At 47.3% G+C, this 22,220-nt stretch carries 13 protein-coding genes; all 13 read left to right on the top strand.

Annotation, left to right across the window (positions count from 1 at the left end):
* Nucleotides 1–7 precede the first annotated feature (7 nt).
* The 13 genes from BC343_RS28590 (at nucleotide 8) to BC343_RS28530 (ending at nucleotide 22,209) form a co-directional block, all read left to right on the top strand.
* Entirely contained in the window at nucleotides 8–445 is a 438-nt protein-coding gene (locus BC343_RS28590) for a DUF5004 domain-containing protein (protein WP_238381893.1), read from the top strand.
* Between the two features lie 26 nt (nucleotides 446–471).
* Nucleotides 472–1,470: a DUF4961 domain-containing protein gene (locus BC343_RS28585; RefSeq protein WP_078351231.1), complete on the top strand. Its 999-nt coding sequence runs from the start codon at nucleotides 472–474 to the stop codon at nucleotides 1,468–1,470.
* 99 nt (nucleotides 1,471–1,569) lie between these two features.
* On the top strand, nucleotides 1,570–4,662 hold the full coding sequence (locus tag BC343_RS28580) for a SusC/RagA family TonB-linked outer membrane protein (RefSeq protein ID WP_078351230.1): 3,093 nt from the start codon (nucleotides 1,570–1,572) through the stop codon (nucleotides 4,660–4,662).
* Between the two features lie 27 nt (nucleotides 4,663–4,689).
* Entirely contained in the window at nucleotides 4,690–6,438 is a 1,749-nt protein-coding gene (locus BC343_RS28575) for a RagB/SusD family nutrient uptake outer membrane protein (RefSeq protein WP_078351229.1), read from the top strand.
* A gap of 42 nt (nucleotides 6,439–6,480) precedes the next feature.
* A complete protein-coding gene (locus BC343_RS28570) occupies nucleotides 6,481–9,618 on the top strand; it encodes a SusC/RagA family TonB-linked outer membrane protein (RefSeq protein ID WP_078351228.1) in 3,138 nt (1,045 codons plus the stop codon).
* A 217-nt stretch (nucleotides 9,619–9,835) separates the two neighbouring features.
* A complete protein-coding gene (locus BC343_RS28565) occupies nucleotides 9,836–11,011 on the top strand; it encodes a prolipoprotein diacylglyceryl transferase (protein ID WP_078351227.1) in 1,176 nt (391 codons plus the stop codon).
* 24 nt (nucleotides 11,012–11,035) lie between these two features.
* Entirely contained in the window at nucleotides 11,036–12,214 is a 1,179-nt protein-coding gene (locus tag BC343_RS28560; RefSeq protein ID WP_078351226.1) for a DUF4185 domain-containing protein, read from the top strand.
* A gap of 292 nt (nucleotides 12,215–12,506) precedes the next feature.
* Complete coding sequence (locus BC343_RS28555) at nucleotides 12,507–13,169, top strand: SGNH/GDSL hydrolase family protein (protein WP_078351225.1); 663 nt, start codon at nucleotides 12,507–12,509, stop codon at nucleotides 13,167–13,169.
* Nucleotides 13,170–13,284: 115 nt separating this feature from the next.
* Complete coding sequence (locus BC343_RS28550; protein WP_078351224.1) at nucleotides 13,285–15,564, top strand: GH92 family glycosyl hydrolase; 2,280 nt, start codon at nucleotides 13,285–13,287, stop codon at nucleotides 15,562–15,564.
* A 30-nt stretch (nucleotides 15,565–15,594) separates the two neighbouring features.
* The gene (locus tag BC343_RS28545; RefSeq protein ID WP_078351223.1) at nucleotides 15,595–18,555 is read left to right on the top strand and encodes a discoidin domain-containing protein; all 2,961 of its coding nucleotides are present in this window, start codon (nucleotides 15,595–15,597) and stop codon (nucleotides 18,553–18,555) included.
* Between the two features lie 249 nt (nucleotides 18,556–18,804).
* Nucleotides 18,805–20,028, top strand: coding sequence for a sugar MFS transporter (locus tag BC343_RS28540; RefSeq protein WP_078351222.1), 1,224 nt, complete (start codon nucleotides 18,805–18,807; stop codon nucleotides 20,026–20,028).
* Between the two features lie 308 nt (nucleotides 20,029–20,336).
* Complete coding sequence (locus BC343_RS28535; protein ID WP_078351221.1) at nucleotides 20,337–21,368, top strand: substrate-binding domain-containing protein; 1,032 nt, start codon at nucleotides 20,337–20,339, stop codon at nucleotides 21,366–21,368.
* Nucleotides 21,369–21,672: 304 nt separating this feature from the next.
* Nucleotides 21,673–22,209 carry a DUF892 family protein gene (locus BC343_RS28530; protein ID WP_078351220.1) on the top strand — a complete coding sequence of 179 codons (537 nt, stop codon included), beginning with the start codon at nucleotides 21,673–21,675 and terminating at the stop codon, nucleotides 22,207–22,209.
* Nucleotides 22,210–22,220 lie beyond the last annotated feature (11 nt).

Genomic DNA, 22,220 nt, shown 5'->3' with positions numbered 1-22,220 from the left:
TAAACACATGAAAAAAATATATCAAATAAAGGCACTGGTACTGGCATTAATGGTGGCCATGCTGGGCACGGCGTGCAAAACCGAAAAGGTGCTGCCGCAAAAAGAAGCGCTGAAAGATATTTCGGGCAGCTGGCAGGTAATAAAAGCTACACGCAACGGTACCGAACTTACATCGATAATTGATTTTAGCGCATTCAAGATCAACTTTAAAGATGGCGGCTACACGCTGGAGAACAAAATGCCTTTCCTGGTAGAGCAGGATGGTGCCTTTGCGCTTGACGACCCGGAATACCCGTACAAAATCACCTTTACGGCATCCGGCAAAACACCTGTATCAACCGCGTTTACCTATCCAATTGTAAATGGCAAAAGGCAGTTGAGCTTAACTTTTAGCCCCGGCTGCACAAATAACTCATACGTGTACGTATTGCAAAAAACTAATTAACCGGGCCTAACCAATAAAGAAAAATTATGAGAAGAAATTTACATATAAAAGGGAAGCATTTGTGGAGGGGCCTGGCATGCCTTGTACTGGGCATAGTTATAGCTTGCTGCGGCGAACAAATTGTAAGTGTTGACCAACCCGCTACAGCTACTATTAACCAAATAGTACCCATCGACGTTAAAATAACCATACCCACCGCGGGCAACGGCGGCCCCGATTATTTAATATTGGGCGTATTGGTGCCAAAAGGCTGGAAGGCCGGGCAAAACACTACAGTTACCTACACCAGCCCCGATGGAAACGGCGTAATGACGTTGATACCAGAAACCACCCTGCCCAAAAACGGTGGTGGCCTTACCTGGCCGGCTTACATGAAAAAAACCTTTGGTAACGCAGGCAACCTTATCGACGATATGGAGTGGGTGCCTTTTCAAACCGATAAGGCTTATTCACATAATGGCAATACTTTCGACGGTACGCTTAAAATAAGAATGAAAGTTGGGGCAGATGGCAACAACACCCTGGTGAAGCTTAGCTACGTAATAACCGATAGCGGCAACGGATTCACAAGCGATGGCAACGGTACCTATTACAGCCAAAAAACCACCGATTGTTTCTCTGTTACAGGTGGTACAGGCGATATAGTGGATTTTTGTAACCCGCAGCTTACGGTTATAGACCCACCAAAATCGTTAGATAACGACTTGGTTACCTTAACCTTTGATGGCACGGTAGCTTCTACCGACCTTGATAATGCATCAGAAGTATACCTGTGTGCAACCGCCTACACCAACGATGGCAAAACCATTACCGTATGCGAGCAAACGGCTAAAACCTTAATGAAGCAAACTACAGCTACCAGCAGAAGGTACCAAATAACCGTGTGGCCAAAATCGTTCTTCGGTGTTACCGATGCGCAAACGATAGAGAAGATGGAGTACTTTGTTACCGATAAAGCCGGTACCAAAAAAGTGGGCTACGGTAATACGTCGGCACCGTTTGTATACACCTTTAAGTGCGGATAAACAGCTAACAACATACAAAGCAGGCACCTATCAAAGACCATAGTGTGCCCGCTCCGAACCAATATTTTGATTTTTTGCCAACAATTTAAACTTTATACGATGGCTAATTGCTACTTAAAAAAATATTTTACGGCCTTGGTTGTAATGATGCTGGCGCTGGCCCACACCGGGTTTGCCATGCAGCAGGATACCACCGCAAAGGGTAGTACCCGCCCGGGTATGGCCGGCGGCCTTGTGCTTGATGAGTACGGCAACCCGCTGCGGGGCGCAAAAATTGCCGTTAAAGGCAAAGCTGATACTGCCCTTACCGACAGAAATGGCCGCTTTGAACTGAATGCTACAGCAGGCACCACATTAATAGTTAAGGCGCGCAATTATAACACCCGCGAAGTTACTTTTAAAGGTACCGATGTGGCAGTACGTCTGATAGATAGCTACATCAAAACTCCCAATACTGTGGATGTGCTTTATGGCCGTGCCGATGCCTCTAAATTCCTGGGGGCCATGTCTACTATTTATACTAACCAGCTTACCAGTACTCCGGCTACGCTTTATACTTATGCGCTTCCGGGCCAGTTGCCGGGTTTGTATACCCAGCAGCGCGGTGGTTTTGCCATACCACAAACAGCAGGGCAAACCCAGGCCGATTTTATTGGTAACGTAGTACAGCACAATAACTACCAATCTAACGATAATACCGAGTTTTTCCTGGCCCTGCGCGGGCAAGCGCCTATCACCATTATTGATGGTGTGCAACGCGAGATATCATCGCTCGATCCGGAAAGTATCGAATCGGTTTCGGTGTTAAAAGATGGTTTATCTAACATCCTTTTAGGTATCAACAGCTCGCGTGGTGTAATATTGGTTACTACCAAACGCCCGCAGGCAGGCACGCCAAAAATTTCGTTCACAGCCCAAACTGCTTCGCAAACACCGCTGGGCCTGCCAACACCTTTGCCGGCCTACCAGTATGCTTACCTGTATAACGAGGCTTTACAGAACGATAATAAGCTGCCTATTTACAGCGCGGCCGATTTTGCGGCCTACCGCGATGGCAGCGACCCAATTCGCCACCCCGATGTGAACTGGTATAACACGCTGCTACGCAAAAACTCGCCCATGAGCAGCTACAAACTGAATGTAATTGGCGGTAGCGAGATTGCCCGTTACAGTGTATCGTTAAGCTACCTTAACCAGGACGGGATGTTTAAAACTGCATCAGATGTGCCTTACAACACCAACAACAACCTTAACCGTTACATCATCAATACCGATGTTACGGTTAACGTAAGCAAAAAATTCACGGTAGACTTGCAAATGTTTGGGCGTATACAATCGCTTACCCAACCGGGCCCGGGTTACCCAAGCATCCTGGGGACGCTGTACAGCACACCCAACAATGCTTACCCTATTCGTAACCCCGATGGTTCTTTTGCAGGTACCACTACCTACAACAATAACCTGCTGTCCCAGGCTCAGTACTCAGGTTATCAGCGCAGTACAAGCAATGATGTATTGGCCAATCTTGACCTGAATTACGATCTCAGCAATGTTACCAAAGGGCTTTCAGGTAAAGCTATGGGTAACGTATCGTTATCATCGCAAGGCCTGGTAAACCGCTCGTTAACCAACAATACCTTTCTGATAAAGGCCGATGATACCTATGCCGGCGTTGGCTCACCTGCCGCACAAGTGAACGGTTATAACAACGTATCAACCGCACGTTATTTTTATGGACAGTTCGCGCTGAATTACGACCGCAGTTTTGGTAAACACAATTTTACCGGTAAGCTGATGTATGACACCCGCGCCATGAACCTTAACTACGACTTAACGGCCACTACAACTAACCAGGCATTTAAAGCAGGTTATGCTTACGATGGCAAATACTTTGTAGAGGGTGCAGTAAACCGCAGCGGCTACAGCAGGTATGCGCCGGGAAGGCAGTTTGGTATGTTTTACGCTGCAGGCTTGGGCTGGCAAATGGGCAAAGAGAGCTTTATTAAAGATAACCTGAGCTTTATATCGTCATGGAAATGGCGTGCTACTTATGGCCGCACCGGTAATGGTAACGTTGATAACTATGGTTACTATAACTTTATACAAACCTACAGTTCGCCGATAGGCTACCAATATGCTACAGGTACCAGCCGCGGTAACGTGCAGGCAGTATTTGCCAACGGTTTGGCCAACCCCTTCATCAGTTGGGAAAAAGCAGACAAGATTGACATAGGTGCCGATATATCGTTGTTTGATGATCACCTGAGCATTACTGCCGATTACTACCACGACCGCTACAAAGACCTGTTGCAGATACGTGGCCGCAGCATATTGCTGTTGGGTATCCCGTATTCGTACGAAAACATAGGCGTAGTATTGAATACCGGCCAAGAGTTTAGCTTAACCTACAAAAACAATATCAATAACTTCAATTACTTCCTGTCGGGTAATATCTCTATCCAACAGTCGAAGAACGTGTATAGCGACGAAACGCCAACCCCGTACCCTTGGTTACGCAGAACAGGCCAGCCTACTACAGCCATTTATGGTTACAAGGCGCTGGGCTTTTTTAACACTGCCCAGGAAGCAGCAAGCAGCGCAACCACAACCGGTTACACTGCACAGGCAGGCGACGTGAAATACGCAGACCTTAATGGCGATGGCGTTATAAACCAGTTCGATATCACCAATATCGGTAACAGCAAAGCACAGATATTCTATGGTGCATCATTGGGTTTCAATTACAAAGGTTTTGGCTTTAGCATGATCGTTCAGGGTATCGAGAACAGGCAGTTCATGTTCAATAACTCTATGATAAACGGTTTTGCAGGTATAGGCTTCTTAGGGCTAACCTACGCAGGCCAGGGTTATGATAACATTACCGGCCGCTGGACACCCGAAACCGCTGCAACAGCAACTTTGCCACGCTTAACTACGGGTAATGCCAACAACACGGCAAACAGTTCCCTATACGTACGCTCGGGCGATTACATCAGGCTAAAAAATGCGCAGATAAGTTACGACCTGCCATTCGGCATAGTGAAGAGATTAAGGCTATCGGGCATACGCCTGTTTGCTAACGGCGAAAACCTGGTAACCTTCTACGGCTACAAAGGTATCGATCCGGAAGTGAGCAACGGTGCTTACCCTATACAGCGAGTTATTAACGCCGGCTTTACGGTTAAGCTTTAGTTTTTTGCCATCATAAATATTACGATCATGAAAAATTATAAAAATATTATATCGGCACTGGTACTGGCATTGGCAATTGCCGGCTGCAAAAAGTACGAACAGTTCCCGGTGGATAAGGTGGGTATCGATAAGATCTTCGATAGCAGAGATTCGGCAGGCGTTAACGCTCAAAAGTACCTTTATGGCGCCTATTCTATTGTGAAAAATGGCCATGGCAGGGTAGGAGGCGATTACCTGGATGTTGCTGCAGATGATGCAATTTCTTCAGCATCAGGCCCAAGCAACGTAGCTACTATCTTGTCTACCGCTTCATACAACTCATACACCCTCCCTGCCGATGAGAATTTGTGGGGCACTTACTACAGCGGTATACGCCAAACCAACGAGTTTATTAACAATATTGATGTGGTGCCGGTGCTTGCCAAATACAAAACGTTTTCGGTAAAATATGTGTGGAAGGCCGAGGCTCGCTTCCTGAGGGCGTACTTTTATTTCGAACTCATTAAACGTTACGGTGGTGTGCCATTGTTGGGCAACAAAGTGTTTACCATTGGCGATGATGTATCGTTACCGCGCAACAGCTTCGATGATTGTGTAAAATACATTGTGAGCGAATGCGATGCTATACGAGATACCTTGCCCGATTACCCGTTCCCGCCGGTAGATCCTGCAAATCCGTTTAGTAAAGAAGCCGACAGCCACCGCGCTACCAAGGGTGCAGCCATGACGTTGAAGGCAAAAGTGCTGCTTTATGCTGCCAGCCCGCTTTTCAATGGCGGTAATATTGATGGTAGTAACCCGCTAACCGGCTATACCGGTGCCGACCAGAACCGCTGGGCTGCCGCTGCTGCTGCCTTCAAAGACGTAATGGAACTGAGGGCGCCTACCGGCCAACTGAGCTACTCGTTGCTGGATAACTATAAAGATATTTTCCTGACGCAATACAACCCCGAGATCATATTTTTCCGCCAGGGAGGTGATGGTACAGGTGTTGAAACCGCCAATGGGCCCGTAGGTTTTACAGGTGCAACAGGTAAAGGCCAAACCAGCCCAACGCAGGATTTGGTTAACGCTTTCCCAATGGCCAACGGGCTTGCAATAACCGACCCAACATCGGGCTACAACGAAAACAACCCTTACACCGGCCGCGACCCGAGGCTTTCATACAACGTAATTTACAACGGCGCACAATGGCTAAACGCATCTATCCAAACTTACGAAGGTGGCCAAAGCAAGCCTAATGGTTCGCTGCAGCAAACTAAAACCAGCTACTACCTGCGCAAGTTCATGGGCAATTTCGAATCTACCAATAGCTACAGCTCGCACAGTACCGATTGGATCATCTTCCGCTATGCCGACGTTGTTTTAGGCTATGCCGAAGCGCTGAACGAATCTGCAGGCCCAACAGCTGAAGTTTACAACGCGCTTACCAGCATACGCAAACGCGCCGGTATAGCCGCAGGAAATGGCAGTTTATATGGCCTTAAGGCAGGAATGACACAGGACGAAATGCGTAACGCCATTCGCCTGGAGCGCCGCTTGGAGTTTCCTTTTGAGGAGAGCCGCTACTTTGATATACGCCGCTGGAAAATTGCCGAAACGGTAATGAACCAGCCCAGAACAGGGCTAAGCATTGTGAAAGTAGGCGTTATACTCAACTATAACCCAATCAACGTGCTCACTACCAAGTTTGATGCGCCGAAGATGTACCTGTACCCTATACCTTATGATGAGGTGCAGAAGAACCCGAATATGAAACAAAACCCCGGATGGTAATACCTGGAAGGAATATATTAAACCTATTTTAATTAAGCAGTTATGAGAAAAATAATACTTTTCTTTCAAATTATATTAACCTTGCTGCCGGCGGCTTTGTATGCTCAAAACATAGCCATTACGGGCAAAGTGCGCGACCTTACGGGCGTATTACCGGGGGTATCGGTAGTAGAAAAGGGCTTGCCCACTAACGGTACAACATCCGATGTTAACGGCCGCTTTACACTTACGCTGCGCGGGCAAAGCCGCACAGTAATTGTGCGCTTTGTGGGCTACGTTACCCGCGAGATAAAAGTGGACGGCACAAAACCGCTCGACCTTATCCTGCAAACAAGCACCAACAGTATCGATGAGGTATCGGTAGTGGCCTACGGTACGCGTAAACGTATCACTACAACCGGCGCAGTAAGCTCTATATCAGCAGCTGAGATACGCACAGTACCAACCGCCAACGTGCAGAATGCGCTTACCGGTAAGCTGCCGGGTTTCTTTTCGCAGCAGGCATCGGGCCAGCCGGGTAAGGATGCTTCAGATTTCTTTATCCGTGGGGTAAGCTCGCTGAATGCTGATGGTAACAAACCCCTCATTATAGTTGACGATATAGAGTACAACTACGATCAGTTACAACAGATAAACGTGAACGAGATCGAAAGCATCTCTATCCTGAAAGATGCATCTACTACGGCCATTTATGGTATTAAAGGTGCCAACGGTGTATTGGTGGTAACTACACGCCGCGGTAAAGGTGGTGCGCCAAAATTCAATCTGCGTGTTGAAGGCGGCAGCGCCGAGCCTACCCGCACACCAAAATTCTTGAATGCCTATGATGCTGCCGTACTGATAACCGAAGCACAAATAAACGATGCCAAAACGGATCCGCAGCCTAAGCCACCAACATTTACGGCAGCCGATCTGGAACATTTCAGAACCGGCGACGACCCATACGGCCACCCGGATGTGAACTGGTACGATAAAATATTTAAAAAGAACAGTTACCAGGCCAATACCAACCTTGATATATCGGGCGGTACAAACAACTTAAAATACTTCATATCGGGTGGTGCGCTAAACCAAACCGGTTTGGTACGCGATTTTAACGACCCGCAGGCCCTGGTGAATACCAACTACTATTTCCGCAGGTACAACTTCCGCTCTAACCTGGACCTTAAAGTTAACAAAACTTTAGACCTGAGGCTGGACGTTACCACCCGCTTCACCGACCTTAACCAGCCGTATAACCAAAACGCGGTGGGGGAGATTTACAACTTTACCAAGCAAACGCCATTTACTGCGCCGTACCTTAACCCGAACGGCACGTATAGCTATGCTTACTCTAACTTTAACCCCGATCACCTGCCAACGCTTAATGCAAGGCTGGCAACTGGCGGTTACCAACGCTCGCGCAGGACAGATTTCAACTTCCTGTTTGGTGCTACACAAAAGCTTGATTTTATTACCGATGGTTTATCAGCTACCGGCCGTATAGCCTACTCAAGCGTGGAGCAATACACCAAGCAGATCTTTAACGAAGGTATTCCATCGTACCATTACGACCCCGTAACCGATTCATATTCGCTTCGCCCGGGTGCCACTTATGTTTACCAAACATACGGGCTCACAGGTAATACCGACATGAATACTAACAACTACAACCTGCAGGTATATTTAAATTACGACCGTACGTTCAGTAACACACACCACTTCTCGGCAATGGCCTTGTTCAACCAAACATCAAATACACTGTATGCTTTCCCGCTGCTGGGGACAGAACTGGTTGCCGTGCCGCAGAAATTCAGGGGTGTATCGGGTAAGTTAAGTTACGATTACAAACAGAAGTACCTCATCGACTTTAACATCGCCTACAACGGTACCGACCGTTTTGCCGCCAACCATCGTTACGGCACTTTCCCGGCTGTCAGCGTGGGTTACAACCTGGTTAAAGAAGATTTCTTTAAAGATGCGCTGCCAATGTTCAGCCTGTTCAAGCTGAGGGGTAGCTATGGTATGGTTGGTTCGGATGCTGCACCGGGTAACCGTTATGTTTACAATCAGGTTTACACCCAGGGTGCGCAATATCCGTTCGGCCAAACGCCGCAACCGTATACAGGCATTACCGAAGGCGCTTTAAGCAACGGTACTGTAGTTTGGGAGCGCGCCAAAAAACTGGATATTGGTTTAGACATGAACTTGTTCAGGGATGCGGTTTCGGTTACGGTAGATTACTTCTACGATCAGCGTTACAGCCAATTGATAAAACCGGGCAGCGTACCATTGATATTAGGTGTCGACCTGCCTGCTGTTAACTTAGGCCGTACCCGCAACCAGGGTTTCGATGGTTCGGTTAGCTACCATGGTAATGCAGGCAAGGTGCAATACAATGCAGGCCTGGTATTCTCTTATGCTAAAAACAAAATATTGTTCCAGGATGAAGCTACGCCAGCCTATCCATGGTTATCGGCTACAGGCCACCCTATTGGCCAGCAGTTCGGCTACCATTCGCTGGGCTTCTATTCGGCTGAAGATATTGCTGCTATTGATGCTTACAAAGCGGCTCACCAGGGCTCTAACGCAGGCAACCCAATTGCTATACCTGATAATGGTTTGCCATTACAACCAGGCGACCTGAAATACCAGGACCTTAACGGCGACGGTATCATCAACGTGTTTGATAAACGCGCTATTGGTAGCCCTAACCTGCCTAATACTACATTGGGCCTTTCGCTGCAAGCGGTTTATAAAGGCTTTAGCGTGAGTTTATTGTTCCAGGGGTCGTTCAACTATAGTTTTGCAGTTGTAGGTACCGGTATCGAGCCGTTCCAAAGCCAGTTTCAACCGGTACACCAAGAACGCTGGACACCGGAGACAGCCTCAACAGCAAACTTCCCGCGTTTAGGTGCTAACTCATTATCGGTAAACAGTGCATCATCATACTTCAGCGATTTTTGGCTGGTTAATGCCCACTACATCCGCCTAAAAACGGTTGATATAGGTTACCAGTTGCCAACCAAAATGCTGCCGTTCAAAATTAGCAACGCGCGTATTTACATGAGTGCATACAACTTATTCACCTGGACGAACTATAACAAGTACCAGCAAGACCCTGAGATAACCACCAATACCGCCGGTGATGCCTACATCAACCAGCGTGTAGTTAACCTGGGTGTGCAACTAGGATTTTAAATTTGATTGAAATTTAGGCAGAAAGGTTAGCACCGAAATAGGTGTTAGCCTTTTATGTTTTTAAACAGAAAGTTTTTAATATCGAATGATGAATTTCGAATATCCAATATCGAAGTTCTATTTTCTTAACTTCGGAATTCATCATTCGAAATTCGGTGTTCGATATTTCAGCGATTCCTGCACCAATGAACCATTGAACTAATAGACTAACGGCCCGATGTTCCCTACCATAAACGATTTGGTTTATTACCTTTTTGATGTTCGGTTTTTGTTCCCCATACAAACGCTGGGCTTCTTTATGGCCATGTCGTTTGCATTAGCATACGTGGTGTTTACTTCGGAGTTTAAACGCTACGAAGCCAATGGTAAGATACAAGCCTTTAAACGGAAGGCGCTTGTTGGCGCCCCTGCATCGATAGCGGATATTGCCGTGAATTTTTTGTTGGGCTTTTTGTTGGGTTTTAAGGTGTTTGGAGCGGTTTTTAATTATAGCGCCCTTCAGCATGACCCGCGGAAGTATGTCCTCTCCACGCAAGGTAACCCTTGGTTGGGCATTATCATCGGGATTGGTTTTGCATTGTGGGTATACCGCGACCGCAAAAAACAAACCTTGTCCGAACCAAAAGTAGTGGAAGAAGTGCGGCATCCATATCAGTTAATGGGGCTTATTGTATTCAGCGTAGGCGTTTTTGGGTTTATAGGCGCAAAGCTATTCGATACAGTTGAACGCATCGATCTATTTTTGTACAATCCCTGGGGCATGCTGTTTTCGATGAACGGTTTTGCGTATTACGGTGGGTTGATATTTGGTGCGTTAACTTACCTGTACATCGGGTACCGCTACGGAATGAAACAGGTTCACCTGGCAGATATTGGTTCGCCGGGCATGATGCTCGCCTATGGCATAGGGCGTATCGGCTGCCAATTATCCGGCGATGGCGATTGGGGCATCATCAATCCAAACGCAAAACCCGGCTGGCTAACTTGGTTGCCCGATTGGGCATGGAGCTTTAAATACCCGCATAATTCGCTTGGCGCGGGTGTACCTATACCCGGCTGCACCGGCAATTATTGTAACCAATTGGCCAACGGCGTTTACCCAACGCCCTTGTACGAGCTGGTTTTATGTATAGGGATGTTCGGATTGATGTGGGCCTTCCGCCACAAAATAAAAATACCGGGGCTAATGTTTTCCATCTATCTTATCCTCAACGGCGGCGAAAGGTTTTTGATAGAACATATCCGCATAAATTTTTATTACACCTTTTTAGGCCTTACATTTACACAAGCAGAACTGATAGGCGCGTTGATGTTTTTAGGCGGTGTGGCCGGCCTCGGCATCATTGGCTACAAACGCTGGTTGTTGCCCCAAAAGGCTACAAAAACTAATTGATAAAACCTGTTTTCCCCTTATAAAATGAAAAAGCTTGCGCTATTGTGCCTTATTGCTTGCGGCACCATGCAAACCACCCTTGCCCAAACCACCCCGGTAAACCTTACCGATATAAAATTTACGGTAGCCGAAGCACCCGAATGGTCGGCCATGCTTAAACGCGATAAGGGCTGGTTCGGTGGCGATGGTATTTATTCCATTCCGCTAAATGGGGTAGAGGGTAAGCAGGCAAAAGCGAACGATAAGATACTTTTCATTTTTAGCGATACCATGGTAGGGGAGATAAAAGACAACACCATGGCTCCCGGCTATAAAATGATACATAACTCGGTAGCTATATTAGATGGTAATAGGCCGCAGCCCGATAAGATGAAATTTTACTGGGATACCGATGCCAAGGGCGAAGCGGAGTCTGTGTTCATTCCCAAAACACCCAAAACCGATACCTCTGATTACTACTGGCTTGGCGATGGTTTTGTAAACGAGGCCGATAAGGCAACCTACATCTTCGGGTATCGTGTGCGCAACGTGGCCAAAGCTGCATTTGGTTTCCGCGAAGTTGGCAATACCATCATCAAAATTCCCGCAGGAAGCAAACCGCCTTATAAAGATCTGAAACAAACCGATTCGCCTTTCTATCTGCAGGGCGAGGGCGATGATATAGGTTCGTACGGAACCGGTATCTACGTAAATACCAAAGCCGCCGGCGCGCCCAAGCCCGATGGCTATATTTACACTTACGGCGTGCGCGGGGTATACAAAAAAATGAGCGTGGCTCGCGTAAAGCCTGAAGATTTTGAAAACTTTGCAAAATGGACCTATTGGGACGGCAAAGCTTGGGTAAGCGATATCGACAAAGCAGCTACGCTCATCGACGGCGTATCTAACGAGCTAAGCTTTTCTGCCCTGCCCGATGGGCGCTACGTACTGGTACACCAGGGCTGGGGGATGAGCAGTGATGTATACATGCGCCTGGCGGCAAGCCCAGTAGGCCCATTTGGCCCGCCAATTAAAGTATGGAACACTAAACCCGATCTGGAAGAGAAAACCTTTGTAGTATATAACGGTAAAGCCCACCCAAGCCTGTCTAAACCCGGCGAACTTATAATTAGCTACAACATCAATTCGGTTGAATTTATAAAGGATCTTACCAAGCACCCTTATTTGTACCGCCCAAGATTTGTAAGGGTGAAGTTTGAGTAGATGTTATTCTATTCGTAGCCGTCCTCCCGAACTTGTTTCGGGACCCAAACGGCAGGTAACGGCAATTCAAAGCGGCTAAGCATTGTAGCTTATATGATGGGGTGCTGAAGTAAATTCAGCATGACGATAACTATCTCTTATCCCGTTTGCGGTGTCCCCACCGCAAACCACCCATGCTCTTAAATAACGTTAACTCATAAAAGCCAAGATATTCTCACTAATAATTTGTTACTTTAAAAATTATATATACTTTAGCTAAATCAATTTAGCATCAACCGCCAATTATACTAAAATGAAGAAGATGTTACTATTTGCCATCATTACCGTGATGTGCAGTTTCCAGGCTAAAAAAACTACCAAAATTGTGTTTTTTGGCGATTCCATTACCGAATACGGCGTTCGCCCGGATGGGTATATCACCCTGTTTCAGCAAAAACTAAAAGACAATGGCAAGGCGGGCGATTATGAAGCTGCAGGAGCGGGCATAGGCGGCAATAAAATTTACGACTTGTATCTCCGCTACGAAGATGACGTATTAACCAAGACGCCCGATGTAGTAGTAATATGGGTAGGGGTGAACGATGTTTGGCACAAACGCCTGGCCGGCACCGGTACCGATTACGATAAATTCGGCAGGTTTTATACCGCTCTCATCAAGAAATTTCAGGCAAAAGGCATTAAGGTAACCATTTGCACTCCGGCTGCCGTGGGCGAGAAAACCGATTACACCAACGAACTTGATGGCGATCTGAATAAATACTCGCAGGCCATCCGCGACCTGGCCGCTCAAAACAATTGCGGATTGATAGACCTCCGCAAGATATTCCATGAGTATGGCTTAAAAAATAACCCCGAAAACAAAGATAAAGGTATTTTAACCGGCGACGGTGTACACCTGAATGCCGAAGGGAACAAACTGGTGGCCGATATCATGTATCAGTCGCTTATAAAGTAGCGCGTTAGTTTTGGTTTACTTTTTTGGTTTAAGGGAGGCGGCAACGCCTCCTTTTTTAAAGCAAAAGCTAAATCGATTTTTAATAATAGAAAAGCATATTATCTCTCATTAACACATGAACAAACTTTTATCTGCATGCGCGGCATTGGTACTCACCACCAAAATGTTAGCGGCACAGGAGGCTAACCTGGTAAAATACGTAAACACCCGCCAGGGTACCAACACCAAGTATGAGTTTTCGTACGGTAACACGTACCCGGCCACCTCGCTGCCCTTTGGCATGAACACCTGGACCGCCCAAACCGGCAAAAACGGCGACGGCTGGAAGTACCAGTATTTCGAGAAAGCCATCCGCGGGTTTCAGCAGTCGCACCAATGCAGTTCGTGGGTTAATGATTATGCTGTGTTTTCGCTGATGCCTGTTACCGGCCAATTGGAGGTGAACGAAGATAAACGCGCCGCCAAATTCAGCCACGATAACGAAATAGCCCAGCCCAGCTACTACAAAGTAAAACTGGATAACAATATAACCACCGAGATGACGCCCACCGAACGCGGTGCGCACCTGCGTTTCAGCTTCCCCAAAGGCGCAGGCTCGTACCTGGTGTTGGATGGCTACACCAAAATGAGCATGGTGAACATCGACCCGGCAACGCGCACCATCACCGGGTATGTAAACAATTTCCGTTGGGCACCCAACGGGTTTAAAAACTACTTCATTATCACCTTTGATAAACCTTTTGCCGCTTACGGTACCTGGGAGAATAAAAAGAACACCACAAGCGTCGGCAGCAAAACTGCAGAAGGCGAGGGGGCGGGCGCTTACGTCAAGTTTAAAGATGGCGAAATAGTGCAGGCTAAAGTGGCATCATCCTACATCAGCCCCGAGCAGGCAGCGCTTACTCAACAGCAGGAATTAGGCAAATACAAATCTTTCAACGATACCCGTAAGGCTGCCGATAAGGTTTGGAACACGCTATTGGGCCGTATGGCAGTTGAGGGTGGCACCGAGGAGGAGAAAGCAACATTTTACTCTTGCCTGTACCACGCCAACCTGTTCTCGCACCAGTTTTTTGAATACAACAAAGAAGGCAAGCCATACTATTACAGCCCCTACGATGGCAAGGTGCACGATGGTTACATGTATACCGATAATGGTTTTTGGGATACCTTCCGTGCGCAGTTCCCGCTAAATACGGTGCTGCATCCCAAAATGGAAGGGCAATTGGTTCAGGCGCTTTTAGATGCGCAGAAGCAATGCGGCTGGCTGCCATCATGGTCGTTCCCCGGCGAAACAGGGGGGATGTTGGGCAACCACTCTATATCGCTACTGGCCGATGCCTGGATGAAGGGCATCCGTAGTTTCGACCCCAAACAGGCTTTGGAAGCTTACTACCACGAAGCCACCAACAAGGGCCCATGGGGCAGCGCAAACGGCCGCCCGGGCTGGAAAGAGTACTACGCAGATGGTTATGTACCCTACACCAAACAAACCGAAGGCTCTACCGCCTGGACGTTGGAATTTGCCTATGACGATTTTTGCGCTTACCAACTGGCCAAGGCCACCGGCAACAAATACTACGAGGATGTTTTTGCAAGGCAGATGTACAATTACAAAAACCTTTTTGACCCCAAGACCCGCTTTATGCGCGCCAAGGACACCAAAGGCAACTGGATAGAACCCTTCGACCCGATGGATTGGGGCGGTCCGTACACCGAGGGTAACGCCTGGCACTGGACATGGTCGGTTTTTCACGATACACAAGGGCTGATAAACCTGATGGGCGGCGATAGAAATTTTACCGCTAAGATAGACTCTGTTTTCAGTGAGCCGGGTACCATCAAAGTGGGTGGCTACGGGCAGGTGATACACGAGATGACGGAGATGGCAGAGTTTAAAATGGGGCAATTCGCGCAAGGTAACGAACCTATACACCACATGCTGTACATGTACAACTACGCCGGCCAGCCATGGAAGGCGCAGTACCATTTGCGCAACGTGATGGATAAGATGTACAATGCTACCGAGAACGGCTACCCCGGCGATGAAGATGAGGGCCAAATGTCGAGCTGGTTCGTGCTGAGCGCCGCTGGTTTCTACAGCGTTTGCCCCGGCACCGACCAATACGTTATCGGCAGCCCGCTGTTCAAAAAGATGACCATTTCGTTGGAGAACGGCAAAAAGTTCACCATCGAAGCCAATAACAACAGCAAGGCGAATGTGTATATCCAGTCGGCAACGCTTAACGGGCAGCCTTACACGCATAACTTTATTACGCAAACCGATATCATGAACGGCGGCGTGCTGCACCTGGAGATGGGCGACAAGCCGAATACATCCCGCGGGTTGGCATTGGAAGATAAGCCTTTCTCGTTATCAAAAGCCGCTCAGTAAAAACAAGCAAACAACCATCATTATATAAATATGTTATTAAACAATACCCGTAAAAAGGCATTGCTGTGCGCTTCTTTTGCCCTTTTTGCGGCAAAGGCCTCGGCACAAACCGATGTTTTTTACCTCAACGATACCAACAGCCAAATCACCTGGAAAGTAAAAGCGCAGGCCGATATGGGTGCCGATAGCCTGAAGCTTTACAAGAACGGCTATGCCACGCAGGATTGGGTGAAAGCGGTAGTGCCCGGCACTGTATTCGCCTCGTACGTTGCAGCAGGTCTTGAAAAAGACCCCAACTTTGGCGACAATATTTACAAGGTAGACAAAATAAAGTACGACCGCGATTTTTGGTACCGCACCGAATTTGATGTGCCCGCGAATTTCAATAAAGAGAAAATATGGCTCAATTTTAAAGGCATTAACCGCAAGGCAGACATATACCTGAACGGGACAAAAATTGGCGCGTTGGATGGTTTTATGCAGCGCGGTGTTTATGATGTTACCAAACTGGTAAGCAAAACCGTGCCCAATACACTGGCAGTGTTAGTAGTTTGCCCGCAAAACCCGCTGGTGAATTACGCCAGCCCCACCTACATCCCCAGCGCCAGTTGGGATTGGATGCCTTACGTGCCGGGGCTGAACTCGGGCATTACCGACGATGTTTACCTGAGCAATACCGGCGCCCTCAGCATTAAAGACCCATGGATACGTACCGAACTGCCTACCAACGCCCGCGCGGAGGTTTCTATAGCACTGCAGGTAAAAAATAGTACCAATACGTTTCAGTCGGGTGTGATAAGCGGGGTTATTAGTCCGGGTAATATAGCCTTTGAGCAGAAAATATTTGTTGGGGCGAACAGCACGGCAGATGTAAAGCTGGATACCCGCCGTTTTCCGCAGCTTATTATTAATGGGCCAAAACTATGGTGGCCAAACGGCTACGGCGACCCCAACCTGTATACCTGCAAGTTAAATGTAAAACTGGGCGATGCGGTATCAGACAGTAAGGAAGTAAAATTCGGCATAAAAAAATACAGCTACGATACGGTTGGGCGCGTGCTGCACGTGTACGTGAACGGTACTAAAATATTCCTGAAAGGTGGTAACTGGGGCATGGCCGAATACATGCTGCGCTGCCGAGGTGCGGAATACGATACCAAGGTGAAGCTACATAAAGAGATGAACTTCAATATTATCCGTAACTGGATAGGCAGTACCACCGATGAGGAGTTTTACGATGCCTGCGATAAATACGGCATGATGGTTTGGGACGATTTCTGGCTCAACTCTATCCCCAATTTACCAAATGATGTAAACACCTTTAACGCTAACGCGATAGAAAAGATAAAGCGCTTCCGCAACCACCCATCCATTGCTATATGGTGCGGCGACAACGAAGGCGACCCCATGCCACCACTGAACAATTGGCTGCGCGAAGATATTGCCACTTACGATGGTGGCGACAGGCACTACCAACCCAATTCGCATGCAGGCAACCTAACCGGCAGCGGCCCATGGACAAACTTCGATCCGCGCTGGTATTTCAGCCGCTTCCCTAATGGCTTTGGCGGCAACCCGGGCTGGGGTTTGCGCAGCGAGATAGGCACGGCGGTATTTACCAACGTAGAGAGTTTTAAAAAATTCATCCCTGCCGATAAGCTTTGGCCGCGCAACGAGATGTGGAACCTCCACTTCTTCGGCCCAAGCGCAGGCAATGCCGGCCCCGACAGGTACGACGATGGCATCAATAACCGCTACGGTAAAGCCACCGGTATTGAGGATTATTGCCGCAAAGCGCAATTGCTGAACATTGAAGTGAATAAGGCGATGTATGAGGGCTGGGAAGACAATATGTGGGAGGATGCCTCGGGCATATTAACATGGATGAGCCAGTCGGCCTACCCATCGCTGGTATGGCAAACTTATGATTACTATTACGACCTTACCGGCGCCTACTGGGGTGCCAAAAAAGCCTGCGAGCCGCTCCACATCCAATGGAACCCGGTTAATAATGCCATTAAAATTATTAATACCACAGGCGATAACGCGGCGGGGCTAACCGCTTCGGCCGAGGTCTACAATACTGATGGTTTACCGGTGAAGGAGTATGCACTATCGAAGACCGTAGACGTACCTGCTAACACCGCGCTCAATTGCTTCAGCATCAACTTTGCCGCCGAGCATGAGGATCTGGCGAAAGGTAAACCCGCCTTTGCATCGTCGAGCGCTACGGGTGAGCCGGCTTTGGTGAGCGATGGCAATTCGGGCAGCCGTTGGGCAAGCAACCAAAACGATAACGAGTGGATCTACATCGATCTGGGTAAAGAGCAAACCATCAATGGCGTAAAACTGAACTGGGAGGAAGCCTACGCCAAAGCTTTCAAAATACAGGTATCAATGGATTCCAAAACCTGGAAAGATGCTGCTGAAAGCGGCGACGGGCATGTAGGCGTGCAGCAGCTAACCTTTGATGAAGTGCAAGGGCGCTATGTGCGTATGCTGGGCTTGCAGCGTGGTTCGGGTTGGGGCTATTCGCTTTGGGACTTTGAAGTGTATGGCGGGCAGCCCAAAAGCAACGGGTTAAGCGATGTACATTTCATTAAACTAAAACTAACAGATAAGAATGGCAAGCTGATATCCGATAACTTCTACTGGCGAGGCAACAAACGTACCGATTTCTCGGCTTTAAACAGCCTGCCCAAAGTGAAGTTAAAAGTATCATCCGCAGTAAAAAAATCCAATGGCAAATACTACGTTACAGCAAAAGTGAGTAACCTATCACCCGCAGCAGCTTTCGCCATCCGCGTGCAGGCAACTAAAGCAAGCACCGGCGAGCAAATATTACCTGCCATTATGAACGATAACTATTTCTCGCTGATGCGCGGCGAAAGCAAAGAGGTAACAATAGAGTTTGATGCAGAGTTGTTGGGTAAAGATGCGGTAAAGCTATTAGTAGAGCCATATAATGAACCGGTGAAGGTGGGGAAGTAGCAAAAAGAGAAAGTAAAGAGAAAGTAATGCGCGGAAAGGCCCGTGCGGTTCCCCTCTTGAGAGGGGCGGAGGGGTGTGTTAGCCACAATGTATTGTGGCTAACACACCCCTGCCTTTGCGCACGATGCCACCGCGCCCCCTCTCGAGAGGGGAATTCTAAAAAAGCCAAAAGCATCCCCCTTCTTGCTACTTGCAAAACATTTCGTTTAATTTACAAAACCAATAATTCTCCAATAAAACCCAACCCGGATGGATAACCAACCCAAATTTACCGAGCGCAAATACCTCGTGGTGCTCCTGTTCGTCACGTCGCTGTTTTTGATGTGGGGCATCTCTATGACTATGGGCGATGTACTGAACCGCCATTTTCAAAAAGTGCTCAACATCAGCAAGGCGCGCTCGGCCTATGTTCAATTCTCCATCTTCGGGGCGTATTTCGTAATGGGTATCCCGGCGGGCCTGTTCATGAAACGGTACGGATACAAAGCCGGCGTTTTGCTGGGCCTGGCGCTATATTCTATCGGCGCATTTTTATTTATACCTGCTGCCGATGCCGAATCTTTTGCAGGTTTTAGGGGCGCGCTATTTATTTTGGCCTGCGGCATGGCAACCTTAGAAGCAGTAGCTCACCCCTTTGTAGCATCCCTCGGGGACCAGCGCACAAGCGACCAACGCGTAAACTTTGCCCAGGCCTTTAACGGGGTAGGGGGCATTATAGGGCCTATTGTTGGCAGCGCCGTTATCTTCGAGGGTGAGCAGGACCTGGTTTCGGTTAAACATTTGTACGTGGTGATAGGTGCCGTAATTGCGGTTATTGCGATAGCGTTTGCTTTCATAAAAGTTCCGCCGCTAACAGATCCGCATGTTGTTGCAACTGATTTGTATTCTACTGCGGAAGTTGCACATGCCGATAAGAAATTGTTTCAGCATAAGCATTTCGTTTTTGCGGTAGTGGCACAGCTATTCAATGTTGCTGCTCAGGGCGGTACTTGGGCCTTTTTTATAAACTACGGGCACGAGGTAATGCATTTGACCGATGCTAACGCAAGCAGATTTTTTGCCCTTAGTATGGTAATGATGATGGTAGGCCGTTTTGCCGGCACTTACCTCATGCGCTTTATTGCCCCATATAAACTGCTGGCGGCATTTGCCATGGGCAACATCCTGATGTGCCTAATTGTGGCGCAGGGCTTTGGTTGGGTATCATTTATATCGCTGTTGTTCATCAACTTCTTCTTTAGCATTATGTTCCCTACTATCTTCAGCCTTGGGTTGAAGAATATGGGCAGGCAAACCCAGCAGGCTTCATCGTTCATAGTGATGGGCGTTGTGGGTGGTGGTTTGTTCCCATTAGCAATGGGCTTGATAGCCAACAATAATGTGGCACATGCATATTACCTGCCTATTATTTGTTATGCGGTCATCTTCCTGTTCGGCTTTAATTATAAACGTTTGAATAAGCAGGCGGTATAAGTGTGTTGTCATGAGTCCGCTCGGTGAGTGGACTCACCCGGCCGACGCTTGCGCTGGGCCGCCCTCTCTACTTCGTAAAGAAGGTTTAAAATAAAAAACAGAAGCTCACCCTCTTTTCCGCAGGAAGAGAGGGGCGGGCAGTCCCGTAAGCTTACGGGAAACCCGGGGTGAGTAAAATAGCGACGCAAAATAATCCTCCCCACAAACCGTTTTTAGTGGAAAATCTTTACAATAAATCGATTTAACGGCATATTTGCATTCGCCTTGTTTGCGATATTATTTTATATTTGAATTTATAAGGACAGCCCGTGAAAAAACTTTCAATTGTTGATATAGCCAACCACCTCAACGTTTCTAAAACCACTATCTCTTTTATACTGAACGGCCGTGCGCAGGAAAAACGCATAGGCAAAGAACTGGTAGAGCGCGTGCAGAAATTTGTGGAGGAGGTAGGGTATAAACCCAATTCACTGGCCAAAAGCCTGCGTACGGGAAAATCAAACATCATTGGGCTAATGGTGGAGGATATCTCTAACCCTTTCTTTGCCTCTATTGCCAGGCTGATAGAAGACCGCGCTTACAAAAACGGCTACAAGATCATCTATTGCAGTACCGATAACGATACCTCTAAAACCAAGGACCTGATAGGTATGTTCCGCGACAGGCACGTGGATGGCTATATTATAGCCCCGCCCGAAGGAATAGAAGATGATATCAGTTCGCTGATAAAGGACGGTATGCCGGTAGTGTTGTTCGACAGGCATTTGCCAAAAGTAAGTACCGATTTTGTGGAGATAGATAACCTTTTCAGCACCTACAATGCTACTATGCACCTGGTGCAGCGCGGTTATAAAAATATTGCTTACATCACTTTCGCCTCGCAGCAAACCCAAATGCAAGATCGCATGCAGGGCTATAAAGATGCGTTGAAAGAGAGCGGCCTAAAGCCCTCGGCACTGGAAATAACTTTCGATCAGAATGATGACCTTATTATGGGGCCTATCAATACCTTCTTAAAAAAGAATAAAAATATCGATGCTATCTTCTTCGGCACCAACCATGTGGGTACTTGCGGGCTAAAAGTTATCAACAACCTTGGGTTAAAAGTACCTGATGATTTGGCGATTATCTCATTTGATGATTACGACGTTTTTAAACTTTTCTCGCCACCGGTTACGGCCATCGCTCAGCCCATTGAGGCTATTGCGGATAGCGTAATTACCGTATTACTCAATAAGTTAAATACCTCGTCGCAGCATATTAGTTCGCAATCTATAGTGCTTAAAACCGAGCTTTTAATGCGCGATTCATCCAAAAGCAAGGTGTCGGTTACGGCTTAAAATTAGGTTCAGATAACACCTATATTTGCTTTGTATTCCTATTGGTAGTACAATACTTAAAATAATTTCATTCCAATTATTTTTTGTTAAGTATTATGAAAAATAATACAGTATATTAGCCCCGTAAGAGCTTAGCAGCAAATTGGTTACCGTTTAAAGCGCGTGTAGTTCCCCCGAACCCATCTGCTACGTATTATTTCGCTTTAAACAGGCCTCCTGTTGGCTGTGCCGTTACTTTGGCCTTAGCAGCTCTTTTTATACCTCTACCACAATTAATTAAAACCGTATTTTAAACCTAAAAGTTATGTCCACCGGCGTTACTAAGATTAAGCCGCTTTTTGTTGAGCACTTAAATAGGCTGCACTGCGCAAAAGCGCATTTGCTGGAGCGGCTCGTTGATATCTGCGAGGAGCCCATATTCAGCAATGTTAAAGTCCCTATTGAAAAGGCTCTTGCCCAAACGGAACTGGAAATTGCTAACCTCGACCGTATTTATGAGATATTGAACACGGGCTACACGTTTGAGGATTGCGCCGGCCTGGTGGCTTTTCTCGAAAATACTTTTTCTTCTTTCCAGGCCAATATCAAAGATCCCGATATTTCTTTCGTTTTGATATTATCTTACCTCCACCGCATTACGTATATCGAAAATGCGGAGAAAGAAATTTTGCTGCTATTGGCTGATAAGTTGAATAAGCCCACAGTTAAACCCCTGCTTCTGGCTTCGGTAGGTAAAAGCGAACCCGGTTTGATAGCCGAGCTTACTACTATTTATATGGGTTTTTTAAAGGGCATAAAAGTGGGTGTGCTGCTGCTAACGTTTGGCTTGCAGTTGTTGTGAAAAAATTAACA

It is taken from the genome of Mucilaginibacter pedocola, from assembly GCF_002013915.1.
Lineage (GTDB): Bacteria > Bacteroidota > Bacteroidia > Sphingobacteriales > Sphingobacteriaceae > Mucilaginibacter > Mucilaginibacter pedocola.
This window is presented reverse-complemented; position numbering and strand designations above follow the sequence as displayed.